This is a genomic window from Janthinobacterium sp. PSPC1-1, from assembly GCF_049897625.1.
GTDB lineage: Bacteria > Pseudomonadota > Gammaproteobacteria > Burkholderiales > Burkholderiaceae_D > Janthinobacterium > Janthinobacterium tructae.
This window is the reverse complement of record NZ_JAFCWP010000003.1, coordinates 499,367-513,715: the sequence shown is the minus strand read 5'-3', so window position 1 is coordinate 513,715 and position 14,349 is coordinate 499,367. Positions and strand designations below refer to the sequence as shown.

General features: G+C 63.4%; 14 protein-coding genes. 11 read left to right on the top strand and 3 right to left on the bottom strand.

Features of this window, described 5'->3' with window-relative positions:
- Window positions 1-20: 20 nt before the first annotated feature.
- The 5 genes from ACP7EG_RS13405 to ACP7EG_RS13385 are packed head-to-tail and all read left to right on the top strand — an operon-like array spanning window position 21 to window position 4,732.
- On the top strand, window positions 21-860 hold the full coding sequence (locus ACP7EG_RS13405; protein WP_282408244.1) for an ABC transporter permease: 840 nt from the start codon (window positions 21-23) through the stop codon (window positions 858-860).
- Window positions 857-1,636: an ABC transporter permease gene (locus ACP7EG_RS13400; protein WP_070290842.1), complete on the top strand. Its 780-nt coding sequence runs from the start codon at window positions 857-859 to the stop codon at window positions 1,634-1,636. The genes ACP7EG_RS13405 and ACP7EG_RS13400 overlap by 4 nt, the downstream gene beginning before the upstream one ends.
- A gap of 13 nt (window positions 1,637-1,649) precedes the next feature.
- Complete coding sequence (locus tag ACP7EG_RS13395) at window positions 1,650-2,681, top strand: ABC transporter ATP-binding protein (protein ID WP_426087980.1); 1,032 nt, start codon at window positions 1,650-1,652, stop codon at window positions 2,679-2,681.
- A gap of 19 nt (window positions 2,682-2,700) precedes the next feature.
- A complete protein-coding gene (locus ACP7EG_RS13390) occupies window positions 2,701-3,645 on the top strand; it encodes a nucleoside hydrolase (protein WP_426087979.1) in 945 nt (314 codons plus the stop codon).
- A 25-nt stretch (window positions 3,646-3,670) separates the two neighbouring features.
- Complete coding sequence (locus tag ACP7EG_RS13385) at window positions 3,671-4,732, top strand: adenosine deaminase family protein (RefSeq protein WP_426087978.1); 1,062 nt, start codon at window positions 3,671-3,673, stop codon at window positions 4,730-4,732.
- Here the strand turns inward: ACP7EG_RS13385 and ACP7EG_RS13380 are convergent.
- On the bottom strand, window positions 4,729-6,111 hold the full coding sequence (locus tag ACP7EG_RS13380) for a short-chain fatty acyl-CoA regulator family protein (RefSeq protein ID WP_426087977.1): 1,383 nt from the start codon (window positions 6,109-6,111) through the stop codon (window positions 4,729-4,731). The genes ACP7EG_RS13385 and ACP7EG_RS13380 overlap by 4 nt on opposite strands.
- Before the next feature lie 157 nt (window positions 6,112-6,268).
- Between ACP7EG_RS13380 and ACP7EG_RS13375 the strand changes: the two genes are divergently transcribed.
- Genes ACP7EG_RS13375 through mmsB form a run of 5 tightly spaced genes read left to right on the top strand, consistent with a single transcriptional unit; the run spans window position 6,269 to window position 11,878 of the window.
- Window positions 6,269-7,777, top strand: a complete 1,509-nt coding sequence (locus ACP7EG_RS13375) for a CoA-acylating methylmalonate-semialdehyde dehydrogenase (protein ID WP_099761914.1) — start codon at window positions 6,269-6,271, stop codon at window positions 7,775-7,777.
- 9 nt (window positions 7,778-7,786) lie between these two features.
- On the top strand, window positions 7,787-8,947 hold the full coding sequence (locus ACP7EG_RS13370) for an acyl-CoA dehydrogenase family protein (protein WP_426087976.1): 1,161 nt from the start codon (window positions 7,787-7,789) through the stop codon (window positions 8,945-8,947).
- A complete protein-coding gene (locus ACP7EG_RS13365; protein WP_099403951.1) occupies window positions 8,944-9,729 on the top strand; it encodes an enoyl-CoA hydratase in 786 nt (261 codons plus the stop codon). Before ACP7EG_RS13370 ends, ACP7EG_RS13365 begins: the two co-directional genes overlap by 4 nt.
- The gene (locus ACP7EG_RS13360) at window positions 9,722-10,852 is read left to right on the top strand and encodes an enoyl-CoA hydratase/isomerase family protein (RefSeq protein ID WP_426087975.1); all 1,131 of its coding nucleotides are present in this window, start codon (window positions 9,722-9,724) and stop codon (window positions 10,850-10,852) included. Before ACP7EG_RS13365 ends, ACP7EG_RS13360 begins: the two co-directional genes overlap by 8 nt.
- Before the next feature lie 21 nt (window positions 10,853-10,873).
- Window positions 10,874-11,878 (top strand): 3-hydroxyisobutyrate dehydrogenase, encoded by a 1,005-nt coding sequence (mmsB, locus tag ACP7EG_RS13355; protein WP_426087974.1) that lies wholly within the window; start codon window positions 10,874-10,876, stop codon window positions 11,876-11,878.
- Window positions 11,879-12,064: 186 nt separating this feature from the next.
- Here mmsB and ACP7EG_RS13350 read toward each other — a convergent pair whose 3' ends face one another.
- A complete protein-coding gene (locus ACP7EG_RS13350; protein WP_426087973.1) occupies window positions 12,065-12,646 on the bottom strand; it encodes a hypothetical protein in 582 nt (193 codons plus the stop codon).
- Between the two features lie 36 nt (window positions 12,647-12,682).
- Window positions 12,683-13,285 (bottom strand): hypothetical protein, encoded by a 603-nt coding sequence (locus ACP7EG_RS13345; protein ID WP_426087972.1) that lies wholly within the window; start codon window positions 13,283-13,285, stop codon window positions 12,683-12,685.
- A 243-nt stretch (window positions 13,286-13,528) separates the two neighbouring features.
- On the opposite strand from ACP7EG_RS13345, the gene ACP7EG_RS13340 reads away from it, so the two are divergent.
- The gene (locus tag ACP7EG_RS13340; RefSeq protein WP_426087971.1) at window positions 13,529-14,254 is read left to right on the top strand and encodes an HAD family hydrolase; all 726 of its coding nucleotides are present in this window, start codon (window positions 13,529-13,531) and stop codon (window positions 14,252-14,254) included.
- Window positions 14,255-14,349: the final 95 nt, after the last annotated feature.

The following is a 14,349-nucleotide window of genomic DNA, read 5'->3' as shown; positions in this document are numbered from 1 at the left end:
GGTGACGAGGAGAAAACACCATGTTTGCTGATCCAAAAAAGCGCCTGGGACTGCTGCTGGTCCTGCCGGCGCTGATCTTTATCGTCGTCTGCTTCCTGCTGCCCGTGCTGGCCTTGCTGGTCGACGCTTTCCGCGTCGGCGACGGCATGCAGTGGGGCTTTGACCGCTTCATTGAATTCTTCTCGCAGGAATTCAACCGCACCATCTTCTGGCGCACCCTGCGCATCGCCGCGCTGGTGACGCTGGCGGCCATCATCCTCGGCTACCCGGCCGCGCAAGCCGTGGCGCGCGTGTCGCCGAAGTGGCGCGGCCTGGTGGTGGGCATGATGATTTTGCCGCTGATGGTCTCGCCGATTGCGCGTACCTACGCCTGGATCGTGCTGTTGGGGCGTAACGGCGCCCTCAACGCGGCGCTGGTCAACATGGGTTTCACGGACGAGCCCCTGCGTTTGCTGTTCAGCGAGTTCGCCGTGTTTGTGGGCTTGCTGCAATTGCTGCTGCCGCTGATGCTGATGTCGCTGGCTGGCGCGCTGGAAAACCTGCCGCGCGACGTGGAACCGGCCGCCGCCACCCTGGGCGCCAATCCCTGGCAAGTGTTTTGCAAGGTCACCCTGCCGCTGACGCAGGAAGGCCTGGTGGTTGGCGGCACGCTGGTGTTTACGGGCTGCGTGACGGCCTATGTGACGCCGGCCCTCTTGGGCGGCACCAAGGTGCTGATGCTGGAAACGCTGCTGTACCAGAAGGTCAGCGTGGAGAGCGATTTCGGTGCCGCGAATGTGATCGCCGTCATCCTCGTCTGCATGACCCTGCTGGTGAATGCCGGCCTTAAACGTATTTCCTCGAGCCGGAGCTCCGTATGAAAGAAAGCCTGTTTTCGCGCGCCGTCCTGTGGCTGGTGTTTTTGTTCCTGCTGGGGCCTTTCGCCATCGTCGTGCTGGCGGGCTTTTCCGGCGGTGAAACGCTGGCGTTCCCGCCCGAGTCGTATTCGCTGCGCTGGATTCTGGAAGTGTGGGCGGCGCCCGAGTTCCGCCGCGCTTTCCAGACCAGCCTGGAAATCGGCCTGATCGCCACCGTCATCGCGCTGTTGCTGGGCATTCCCGTCGCGTATGCGTTTTCGCGCATGCCGCCGCCCGGCATCGGCGCCATCCGCCAGATCCTGACGTCGCCGCTGATCATTCCCGCCATCCTGGTCGGCCTGGGCTTGCTGCATCACCTGGTCCTGACCATCAACGCGCCCGTGTACGTGGGCCTCTTGATCGGCCATATCGCACTGTTGATTCCGTACTCGGTGCGCGTGGTGTACGCCAGCCTGGTCAATTTGCGCGTGGATATCGAGGATGCCGCCATCACGCTGGGCGCGTCGCGCCTGCGCGCGTTCTTCATGATCGTGCTGCCGAATATCCGCAACGCCGTGATCGCTGCCTTCTTCCTCGCCTTCGTCACCTCGTTCAACCAGGTGCCCGTGTCGCTGTTCCTGACGGGACCGGGCATCAGCACCTTGCCCATCGAGATGCTGGGGCATATGGAAAACAGTTTCGATCCGTCGATCGCTGCCCTGTCGACCTTGCTGGTCTTGTTCACCATGGCCTTCGTGATGGTGACCGAGAAGGTGCTGGGCATTTCTAAATACATGTAAGAGGCAACACACGATGAGTTATCTGGAACTGCACAAGCTGAACCTCGGCTACGCCAAGAACACGACGTCCGTGAAAGACCTGGACTTGCACGTCGAGCAGGGCGAACTGATTTCCCTGCTGGGCCCCAGCGGCTGCGGCAAGACCACCACCATGCGCGCGATTGCCGGCCTGATGCCGCTGCAGTCGGGCCGCATCGTGCTTGACGGGCGCGAAATCGGCAAGCTGGCGCCGAACAAGCGCAATATCGGCATGGTGTTCCAGTCGTACGCGCTGTTTCCGCACCTGAATGTGTACGACAACATCGCTTTTGGTTTGCGCCTGCGCAAGGTCGCGCCGGCCCTGCTGAAAACCAAAGTGGAAGCGGTGATCGCCGCCGTGGGACTGACCGGTTTTGAAACCCGCTTGCCGGCGCAGATGTCCGGCGGCCAGCAGCAGCGCGTGGCGCTGGCGCGCGCCATCGTCGTCGAACCGGCCCTGCTGCTGCTGGACGAACCGCTGTCGAACCTGGACGCCAAGCTGCGCGTGCAGATGCGCGCCGAGCTGCGCCGCATCCAGCGCGAACTGGGCATCACCATGCTGTACGTGACGCATGACCAGGAAGAAGCGCTGGCGCTATCCGACCGCATCGTCGTCATGAACGGCGGGCGCATCGAGCAGCTGGCCGCGCCGGAAACCGTCTTCAATACGCCGTCGACGCGTTTCGTCGCCAACTTCATGGGTTTTGAAAACCTGTTCGACTACCGCGACGGCGCGCTGCACCACGCGGGCGCCAGCCTGCCGTACACGTCTGCCGTCGCGGCCGGCACCACGGTGCTGGGCTGGCGTCCGGACAAGGTGCGCGTCTGCGCCGCCGACGACGCAGCGGGCCAGTATCCTGGCACCGTGCTGGCACGGGGCTTCCTGGGCGACACCGTCGAATACCTGCTGCAAACGCCGCTGGGCCAGGTCAAGGGCATTTGTGCGGCCGGTGGCGCCACCTGGCGCGAAGGCACGGCCGTGTCTTTCGTGCTGCCGTCCGACAGCGCCCTGTGGCTGGGCGCGTGATTTCTGAATGGAGCGCAGCATGACCCAAGCCTTGAAGAAAATCTGGCTCGACACCGATCCCGGTTTCGACGACTGGCTGACGATGTTGCTGCTTGGCAGCAATCCCGATATCGAGTGGCTGGGCGTGAGCGTGGTGGCGGGCAATGCGCCCGTCGACATCACCTACGACAACGCCTTGCGCATCAAGGCGCATGACGGTTTGACGGTGCCCATTTATCGCGGCTGCGAGCAGCCGCTGGCCGGCGTCATCGAAACGGCGCAGCGCATCCTCGGTGACAGCGGCATGCCGACCACGGGAGAGATCCTGCCACCGGGTGCCGCCAGCGACGCTACCGCCCACGCCGTCGATGCGCTGATCGCCGCCGTGCGCAGGCATCCCGGTCAGATCACCATCATGGCGATTGCGCCGATGACCAATATCGCAACCGCGCTTGCCAAGGCGCCCGACATCGCCGAGAAAATCGTTGAAATCATCCTGATGGGCGGTTCGACCGACCAGGGCAACCATACGGCGGCGGCCGAATTCAATATCTATGCGGACCCGGAAGCGGCTGCTCAGGTGTTCCAGGCGGGCATCCCGCTGCGCATGTTCGGTTTGAACCTGTGTCGCCAGTTGCTGGTGACGAACGGGGAAGTGCAGCGTCTGCGCGCCATCGGCACGCCGCGCGCGCAGCGTCTGGCCGGCTACCTGGAAGCGTATGTGCGCATCCGCAGCGCCGACGGCTCCGTGCCCATGCCGATGTACGACCCCGTGGTGGCCCTGTACCTGGAAGCGCCGCAGCTGTTCCAGTTCCAGAGCGCCCACGTGGCCATCGAATTGACGGGCGAACTGACGCGCGGCATGACGGTGTGCGAATTCCGCGTGCCGCGCCGCGCGCCCATCAACACGCAAGTGGCGATGCTGGCCGATGGCCCGGCCGCCATCGAGCGCCTGATGCGCCGCCTGGCCGCCATTCTCGTCTGACCCACTTCACTACGAAACGAGCTTCATGTCTAATTCACCCCTGAGCATCGAACAGTTTTTACGCGCCATGCCGAAGGTGGAGCTGCATTGCCACCTGTTTGGCACGGTGCGCCAGGCAACTTTCCGCGCGCTGGCTGCCAAGTCGGGCAATGTCGTCACCCCTGATGAAATCGACGCGTTTTATACGCGTGGCGACAAACCGGTGGGCGTGCTGCGCGTGCTGCGCGCGCTCGATGCGCACCTGATCGTCTCGCCGACCGACCTGTATTGCCTCGCCTACGAATACCTGGAAGACGTGCATGGCCACGGCGTGCGCTATGCGGAGTTTTTCTGGAACCCGACCGGCACCGTGCGCGTGTCGGGCATCCGCTATGACGCGGCGCAAGACGCCATCGTGGCCGCCATCCGCGACGCGCAGCGCGACTTCGGCGTGATCGGCCGTTTGATTCCCAGCATCGACCGCGAAGCCGCTCCCGCGGAAGCCGTGCAGATGGTGGAATGGATGAAGGCGCACCGCGCGCCGGAAGTCATCGGCATCGGCATCGACTACCGTGAAAACGACCGCCCGCCCGAACTCTTCATCGAAGCCTACCGCGCCGCGCGCGAAGCCGGCTTCAAATGCACGGCGCATGCGGGTGAATTCGGCATGCCGTGGATGAACGTGGCGACGGCCATCGAGCAATTGCAGGTGGACCGGGTCGACCATGGCTACACGATTGTCGACAACCCGGAACTGGCGCAGCGCTGCGTGGAGCGGGGCCTGGTGTTTACGGTCGTGCCGACCAATTCGTATTATCTGCGCACGCTGGCGCCCGAACGCTGGGCGCTCGATCACCCGATTCGCGCCATGGCCAAGCTGGGCCTGAAACTGCATCCGAACACGGACGACCCGACCCTGCACCACGTGACGCCGACGGGCGCCTGGATGATGATGCGCGAATTCGGTTTCGGCCTCGATGACATGCGCGGCTTCATGTTGAATGGCCTGGACGCGGCCTGGATCGATGAGAGTACGCGGCGCGACTGGCGCGCCGATTTTACGCGCGAGTTCGACGCGCTGCGCGCCCGCGTCGCCGACGTCTCTTAAGCTGAAACAGGTGGTGGCAGCAGCAAGGACGGAAACGCCCGCTGCGGACACGCCTGCCGTTCGCACACCTTGCAGCCCGTGCCGATGGGCGTGGCGCTGGAAGGGTCGTGCAAATCGAGTCCCTTCGAGTAAATCAGCCGGTGCGCCTGCGAGATGTCGCAGCCCAGTGCCACGGCAAAGGTCTTGCCCGGCGCGCGGAAGCCTGGCGAGGCCGTACTCACCTGGCGCGCGATCCATAAATATGTGCAGCCGTCGGGCATGCTGGCCACTTGCGTCAGCACCTGGCCCGGATGGCTGAAGGCGTCATACACGATCCACAGGGGGCAGGTGCCGCCCACCCGCGAAAAGTGAAAGTCCGTGGCCGACTGGCGCTTCGAGACATTGCCGGCGCGGTCGACGCGCACGAAGAAGAAGGGCAGTCCCGCTGCCTCGGGGCGCTGCATGGTGCTCAAACGGTGGCACACGGCTTCGAAACCCACGCCGAACTGGTGCGCCAGGCGCTCGATATCGTAGGCGCGCGTCTCCGCCGCCTGCAGGAAGCGTTGATACGGCATCAGCAGGGCGCCGGCAAAGTAATTCGAGAATGCCAGGCGCGCGCTCGTTTGCGCGGCCGCGCCGGAAAATCCCGCCGCCAGCACCAGGGCATCGATCAGCTCGCTGTGCTCGAGCAGGCTGATTTGCGCCGCCATCTGGAAGGCGCGCTGGCCGCCCGTCAGGGTGTCGGGCAGCCACAGGATGTGTTGCTGGGCATCAAAGCGGTGCTTGCGCACCATGCCCGCGTCGCCATCGGACAGTTGCACCTGGATGCCGTGGCGCGCCAGCAGCCGGCTTTGCAGCGCGTCGAGCGCGCGCAACTGCGGATCGAGTTCGCCGGCCACCAGTTCGGCCGCCCGGTCCAGCTCATCGATATAGTTTTGCCGCCGGTTCAGGTATTCGCGCACTTCCTCGTCCGTGGAGGGCGCCGCCGAGCTGGCGCCGCGGCTACCGTCGTCGAGGCGCGCGGCCAGCGTGTCGGCCCGTTCCGCCATCACCCGGTAGCGCCGCTGCAGCAGCAGGATGGAACGCGCCAGTTCCGGCATGTTTTCCACCAGCATTTTGAGTTCGGCCATCGAGGTGGGCGGCGCGTCGGGCAATTCGCCGAACACGTCGCGCACGTCGGCCACCAGGCTGGCGCTGTCGTGTTCGGAGAAAATTTGCGGATCGACCCCCAGTACCGTGCCGATGCGCAACAGAATCGGCACCGTCAGCGGGCGCTGGTTGCGCTCCATCTGGTTCAGATAGCTGGGCGAGATGCCCAGGGACTTGGCCAGCGCCACCTGCGTCATGCGCCGTTCCTCGCGCAGCCGCTGCAGGCGCACGCCCATGAAAACCTTTGCCATCGCGCTTCCTCTTCCCCGGTTTGTGGAATCTGCAAATTTACAATATTTGCAGATTAACAGATTCAGCTTTGCATTATCTCGCATTTTCACGCCTTGTTTGCGGCGACGATTGTGCGAATAATGCAAACAGACCTATACCCACACCAGGAGACACCGAGTGACCACGCAAACTACTATTCCGACCGTTCCACTGTTGATCAACGGCGAGTGGGTTGAATCCCAAACCACCGTCTGGCGCGACGTCGTCAACCCGGCCACGCAGGAAGTGCTGGCGCGTGTGCCGTTTGCCACGCCCGATGAAGTCAATGCCGCCATCGCCTCGGCCCAGCGCGCCTTCAAAACCTGGCGCAAGACGCCGATCGGCGCCCGCGCGCGCATTTTCCTCAAATTGCAGCAACTGATCCGCGAAAACATGGCCGACCTGGCCGCCACCTTGACGATGGAACAGGGCAAGACCCTGCTCGACGCGGAAGGCGACGTGTTCCGCGGCCTGGAAGTGGTCGAGCATGCCGCCAATATCGGCACCCTGCAGATGGGCGAATACGCGCAAAACGTGGCCGGCGGCGTCGACACCTACAGCGTGATGCAGCCGCTGGGCGTGTGCGCCGGCATTACCCCGTTCAACTTCCCCGCCATGATCCCCCTGTGGATGTTCCCGATGGCGATTGCCTGCGGCAATACCTTCGTGTTGAAGCCATCGGAGCAAGATCCCCTGGTGACGGAAAAACTCGTGCGTCTGGCCCTGCAAGCGGGCATCCCGGCTGGCGTGCTGAACGTCATTCACGGCGGCGAAGACGTGGTCAACGCCCTGTGCGACCATCCAGACATCAAGGCCATCTCGTTCGTGGGATCGAGCAAAGTGGGCACGCATGTGTACCAGCGCGCCAGCCTGAACGGCAAGCGCGCGCAATGCATGATGGGCGCCAAGAACCACGCCGTCGTCTTGCCTGACGCCAATAAAGAACAGACGCTGAACCAGTTGCTGGGCGCCGGTTTCGGCGCGGCCGGCCAGCGCTGTATGGCCGCGTCTGTCGCCGTGCTGGTGGGGGCGGCGCGCGAGTGGCTGCCGGAGTTGTCTGCCAAGGCGCAAACCCTGACGGTCGGTGCGGGCAAGGATAATCCGGACCTGGGCCCCGTGATTTCCTGCGCGGCGAAAGAGCGCGTCTTCAGCCTGGTCGCCAAGGGCATCGAACAGGGCGCCGTGCTGACCCTCGATGGCCGCGACGTGAAGGTCGATGGCTATCCGAACGGTAACTTCGTCGGCCCGACGATTCTCTCCGGCGTGAAACCCGGCATGGTCGTGTATGACCAGGAAATCTTTGGCCCGGTATTGATCGTCGTCGAAGTCGACACGCTCGATGAAGCGATTGCCCTGGTGAACGCGAATCCGAACGGCAATGGCACGGCGCTGTTCACGCAAAGCGGCGCGGCCGCACGTTATTTCCAGGAAGAAATCGACGTGGGCCAGGTCGGCATCAACGTGCCCATTCCCGTGCCCGTCCCCCTGTTCAGCTTTACGGGTTCGCGCGGCTCCAAGCTGGGCGACCTGGGTCCGTTCGGCAAGCAAGTCGTGCTGTTCTACACGCAGACGCAAACGATTACCCAGCGCTGGTTCACGGACGCGGCCTCGGTGGGCAAGGTCAACACCACCATCAGCCTCAAGTAAGGAGCCGGCATGGACTTTGAATTGAGCGACGAGCAGCGCCAGTTTCAGCAGGCGGCGCGCGCGTTTGCCGAAGGCGAACTGGCGCCGCACGCGGCGCATTGGGATGCGGAATCGATCTTCCCCGTGGAAACCATTGCCAAGGCGGGTGAGATGGGCTTTTGCGGCCTGTACACGCCGCAGCGCTGGGGCGGCCTGGGCCTGTCGCGCCAGGATGCGGCCATCGTCTTCGAGGAGCTGGCCGGCGGCTGCACCTCCACCACGGCCTACATCACCATTCACAACATGGCCACCTGGATGCTGTCGCGCTGGGGCCAGGAAGCCCTGTGCGACGAGTGGGTGCCGGCTATGGCCGCCGGTCAGAAGCTGGCCAGCTATTGCCTGACGGAACCGCAGTCGGGTTCCGACGCGGCGTCCTTGCGCACGAAAGCCGTCAAGGATGGCGACTTTTATGTGCTGGACGGCACGAAAGCGTTTATCTCCGGCGCGGGCCAGACGGACATGCTGATCGTCATGGCGCGCACGGGCGGCGAAGGCGCGGCCGGGATTTCCGCGTTTGCCGTGCCGGCGAATTTGCCCGGCATCGTGTATGGCAAGAAAGAAGAAAAGATGGGCTGGAACAGCCAGCCCACGCGCATCATCAGCTTCGACCAGGTGAAAGTGCCTGTTGGCAACTTGCTGGGCGCGGAAGGCGAAGGCTTTGCCATCGCCATGAAGGGCATCGATGGCGGGCGCATCAACATCGCCGTATGCTCGGTGGGCACGGCGCAAGCGGCCCTCACGCGGGCGCAGGCGTACATGAAGGAGCGCACGCAGTTCGGCCGCGAGCTGGCGCAATTCCAGGCCTTGCAATTCAAGCTGGCCGACATGCTGACGGAGCTGGTGGCGGCGCGCCAGATGGTGCGCCTGGCGGCCTGGAAACTGGACCAGGAAAGCCCGGACGCCACCGCGTATTGCGCCATGGCCAAGCGTTTCGCCACGGATGCGGGTTTTAATGTCGCCAATGATGCGTTGCAATTGCACGGCGGCTACGGCTACATCCGCGAGTACCCGCTTGAGCGCCACGTGCGCGACACGCGCGTGCATCAGATCCTGGAAGGGACGAATGAAATCATGCGCCTGATCGTCGCGCGAGCGATTTTGAAAGACGGCGCCACGGAGACCTTACGATGAGCAAAGTGTATACCAATCTGCTGCTGGAACGCCGTGGCCACACGGCCCTGGTGACCCTCGACAACCCGCCCGCCCACACGTGGACCCTGGCCAGCCTGAACGCGCTGACGCAGCTGGTGGCCGACCTGAATGCCGACCCGGACGTGTATGCGCTGGTGATCACGGGCGGCGGCGCCAAGTTCTTCTCGGCGGGAGCCGATCTGAAAGTGTTTGCCGACGGTAACAAGGACACGGCGTTCGCCATGGCAGCCGCGTTTGGCGAGGCGTTCGAGGCGCTGTCCGCGTTTCGCGGCGTCAGCATCGCCGCCATCAATGGCTATGCCATGGGCGGCGGGCTCGAATGCGCGCTCGCTTGCGACATCCGCATCGCCGAAGAACACGCACAGATGGCCTTGCCGGAAGCGTCCGTCGGCTTGCTGCCGTGCGCGGGCGGCACGCAGCATTTGCCGTGGCTGGTGGGCGAAGGCTGGGCCAAGCGCATGATTTTATGTGGCGAAAGAGTTGATGCGGCCAAGGCCCTGGCCATCGGCCTGGTCGAGGAAGTTGTGCCTACCGGCAAGGCCGCCGCCACGGCGCTGGCGCTGGCCGCCAAGGTGGCGCGCCAGAGCCCCAGCAGCGTGACGGCGTGCAAGACCCTGATCCAGGGCGCGCGCAGCCATCCGCTGGTCAATTCCCTGCCCGACGAACGCACCCTGTTCCTGGGCCTGTTCGATACGCAAGACCAGAAAGAGGGCGTGCAAGCGTTCCTGGAAAAACGTCCGGCGGAGTGGCGCAATGGCTGAAACCTTGGTTGAGACCGTCAAGATAGAAGAACGCGACTGCCCCGGCGGCATGAAGCTGGGCGTCATCACCCTCGACGCACCGAAGTCCCTGCACGCGCTGACCTTGGAGATGATCCGCGCCATCGACAGCGCGCTGGTGCGCTGGGCCGGTGACGATGCCATCGCCTGCGTGGTGCTGCAGTCGTCGACCGACAAGGCCTTCTGTGCCGGCGGCGACGTGCGCAGCTTGCGCACTGCCGTGGTCGAGCAGCCGGGCGTCGTACCGAATCCGCAGGCGCTCGCTTTCTTTGCCGAGGAATACCGGCTCGACCACCGCATCCATACGTATGTGAAACCGCTGCTGGTGTGGGGCGGCGGCATCGTCATGGGCGGCGGTCTGGGCCTGATGGCCGGTGCCAGCCACAAAGTGGTGACGGAAAGCACGCGTATCGCCATGCCGGAAATTACGATCGGCCTGTTCCCGGACGTGGGCGGCAGCTGGTTCCTGGGCCGCATGCCGGGGCGCAGCGGCTTGTTCCTGGGCTTGACGGGCGCGCCTATGAACGCGGCCGACGCGCTGTTTGCGGGCCTCGGTGATTATTTCCTGCGCCAGGAAGAGCGCGCCATGGTGCTCGACGCGCTGGCGCTGGCGCAATGGCAAGTGGATGCGCCCGCGAACCACCAGCAGCTGAGCCGTTTGCTGCGTGGCTTCTCGGCCCCGGCGTCCATGCTGCCCGTCTCCGAAGTGCGCGCCAACTTCGACGCCATCGCCGCCTTGACGCAAGCGCCCACTCTGCCCGAAGTGGTGGCCGCCATTGCCGCGTATGACGGGGATTCGGCCTGGCTGCAAAAGGCGGCCCATACACTGGGCAAGGGCGCGCCCACTTCGGCCGCCCTGGTGTGGGCCATGCGTGAGCGCACTCTTCACCTGAGTTTGGCGCAAGTGTTCCAGCTGGAACTCATTGTTGCCGTGCAATGCTGCGCCCACGCGGACTTCAGCGAAGGCGTACGTGCCTTGTTGATCGACAAGGACAATGCGCCGCAATGGCAGCCGGCCAGCCTGGCGGAGGTCGGCGACACGTATCTCAATGAATATTTCACGGCGCCGTGGAGCACGCATCCGCTGGCCGACCTACCCATTTAAACATTTAAGTAGTGCATAAAAATGCTCAGGGCTAGGCGCCTTGCCGAAGGCAGTACGACCAGTACGACTAGGCAAGGCAACAACGCCATGGGCTTTTTTAGGCGCTACAGGAGACATTATATGCAACATATCGCTTTTATCGGCCTGGGCAACATGGGCGCGCCGATGGCCCGCAACCTGGTGGCCGCTGGCTTCCACGTCTCCGTGTTCGACCTGGCACCAGCGGCAGTGGCGTCGCTGGTCGAAGCAGGCGCTACGGCGGCAGCATCCGCCAGCGCAGCCGTGCAGACGGCCGATGCCGTCATCACCATGCTGCCAGCCAACAAGCACGTGCAGGAACTGTACCTGGCCGCCGGCGGCGTGCTCGACTCGGCCAAGCCCGGCGCCCTGTTCATCGATTGCAGCACCATCGCCGCCGATGTGGCGCGCCAGGTGGCGCAGGCAGCCAGCGAGCGTGGCTTTGCCATGATCGATGCGCCCGTCTCGGGCGGCACGGCAGGCGCGGCGGCCGGCACCCTGACCTTCATCGTCGGTGGCAGCGTAGCGGCCTTGCAGCAGGCGCGTCCCCTGCTGGAAAAGATGGGCAAGAACATCTTCCATGCGGGCGAGGCGGGCGCGGGCCAGGTGGCGAAGATTTGCAACAACATGCTGCTGGGCATTTTGATGGCCGGTACGGCCGAGGCGCTGAACCTGGGCGTGGCGCATGGCCTGGACCCGAAAGTGTTGTCCGACATCATGGCCAAGAGCTCGGGCCGCAACTGGACCCTGGAAGTGTACAACCCGTGGCCGGGCGTCATGGAGGGCACGCCCGCGTCGCGCAATTACACGGGCGGCTTCGGCACGGCGCTGATGCTGAAAGACCTGGGCCTGGCGCAGCAGTCGGCCTTGTCGGCAAACGCGCCCACGCCACTGGGCGGCCTGGTGCGCCAGCTGTACCAGATGCATGCGCAAGCCGGTTATGCGCAGCAGGATTTCTCCAGCATCGTGCACATGCTGCAGCCTGGTTTGCAAACGCCTGCCGCCTGAGAAATTTTGGGCAAAAAAAAGCCCGCTGGTAAAAGCGGGCTAAATCCAATTCTTGGAAGAGTTGGAGGAGACAGATGCATTATGCTGCATCGCCACATATAACTCCAATTTATCTTTGGAATATCAATTATATATTTACGTGATATCTCTTCCCAGTAGCCGCATGGCGGCTACCGTTCCCGTAACTCAGACCGGATTACAGGCGATCTGTACGTTGGTGACGTTGGCGCTGCCCATGGTGCCAGCGCCTGTGCCTGGCTGTACGACGCACAGCAGCCCCTTCGGCTGGGTGGAGACGCCGACGCCATAGGTGGTGCCATCGGCGACAGCGCCGTTCAAGGTAAAGGTCTTGACATCCTTGGCCACTATGGTTGTTACATTACCGTTAATCAGCACCAAGCCGTCTACCGTCAGACCAGAAATCGTGCCGCTCACGCTATACGTATTTTGTGAACAAGAAACAGCGGCGCTGATGTTGATGTAATGGCCAGCCGAACCGGAGCCGCCACTGATGCTGCAAGTCATATGGGCCGGTTGTTGCTTGAAGGTGATGTTGTAGTCGGTGCCATAGTCGATGCGCTTTTTAAAGGTAAACGAGGTCTGGCCGGCTGCAATCGGCAGCTCTTCTCCGCTATTGGCCAGGATCAGGCCATTATTGTTCAAGTTGCTGACGGTGCCGCTGACATCATACGATGCCTTGCCGCCGCAAGCGGCCAGTCCCAGGGTCAGCAGCAGCGCGGCGAGTGGGCGCAGGCAGGATAACTTCATGTATTTCTCCAAAAATTAGGTGACGGATCGCAAGGATTACTGCGGCGTGCAGTCGAGTGTGGCCGCGGTCGTGAGGGCAGAGCCCATCGTGCCGACCGTATCGCTGCCGTCGGCACTGGTGGAACCCTGGAAGCGGCACTTCAGACCCGTTGGCTGAGGAGGCAGTATGGAAATAATGTATGGGTAGCCGTCAGGTACCGAATCGAATTTGTAGGAGTCGGTGCCAGCCAGGGGGCTAATGCCGTTGGGGCCCATCACCAGGCGCAAGCCGCCAGCGGTCAGGCCCGTGATCTTGCCGCTCAGCGGGTAGGTGTTGGTCGTGCAGCTCACCACGGTCGTGCTCACGGAATAGCTCGTTGCCTTGCCGCTGCCATTGGTAATGCTGCAAACGGCGCCTTTTGGCTGTTCCGCGATGGTGATATCGTAGCGGTCATCGGTCTTGACCAGCTTGGTGAAAACAAAGGAGGACTGGCCCGCAGGAACGGACAAGCGTTCGCCATCATTCAGCAGAATCAGGCCATCCTTTGCCAGATTGGAGACTTGGCCACTCAGATACAGGTTGCCGCCGCTGCCGCCGCAAGCTGCCAGTGTGACGGCGCAAGCCGCCGCCAGCATCGAGCGCAGGTACAAATTTTTCATACATTCTCCAAAACGAATTAGGTTGGGTAGCGCAACGCGGACGCTGGCGCCGCATTGGAATGGCGCCTATTTTAGTCTATCTGGCAAGCCGAATGATCTTGCCTTGTATCACCCTGTAACAATTTTTCGCCGGGAAGCGCTGGCCCGGCCCCATTTCACGGGACGCAGCCAAGCCGGCGGCGGCGATCGGTGCGACAATACATGCAGCCTGCGCATCGTGGCGCGGCATCCACCGTGAGTCCCATGTCCCTTGCCCCTGTAAAACCCGCTGTGCCGCCCAAGGCCATCCTGTTCGATCTCGACGATACCTTGTGGCCCATCGCGCCCGTGATTGCCGCCGCCGAAACCCTGCTGCACGACTGGCTGGCCACGCATGCGCCCAGGGTGGCGCAGCAGTTTTCCATCGAGGTGCTGCGCCAGCACCGCCTGGCCATGCTCAATGCGCAACCGCATTTCCATGGCAACCTGATCGAGTTGCGCCGCGCCGGCCTGCTGGCCGCCTTCGAGACCGCCGGCGAGGATGCCGCCCTGGTCGAGCAGGCCATCGTGCACTTCCTGGCCGCGCGCAACCGCGTCCAGCCCTATGACGACGTCTTGCCTGGCCTGGCCTGGATGCGCCAGCGCATGCTGCTCGGCTCCATCTCGAATGGCAATGCGGACCTTGAAATTATCGGCCTGGCGCAGCATTTCAAGGTGTCCATCGCCGCCAGCGAGTTCGGCGTGGCCAAGCCCGATGCCAGCATCTTCCTGGCCGGCTGCGCCGCGCTGGGCGTGGCGCCGAGCGAGGCCGTGTATGTCGGCGACGATTTGTATTTCGACGTGACGGGAGCGCAAGGCGCGGGCATGCGTGCCGTCTGGATGAACCGCAAGGGCAGCGACGCCCACCTGGCCGCCGGTGTGCAGCCCGACGCCATCTGTGCCAACTTTGACGAGTTGCTGCTGTGGCTGCAGGGGCAACTGGAAGATTGATCGCCGCCGGACGGGCGAACGTGCATAATAGGTGCTGTTACTGCACGTTCGGCCGCTGTCGTTGCCGCTTGATTAACAATATGCTTGTTTAAAGA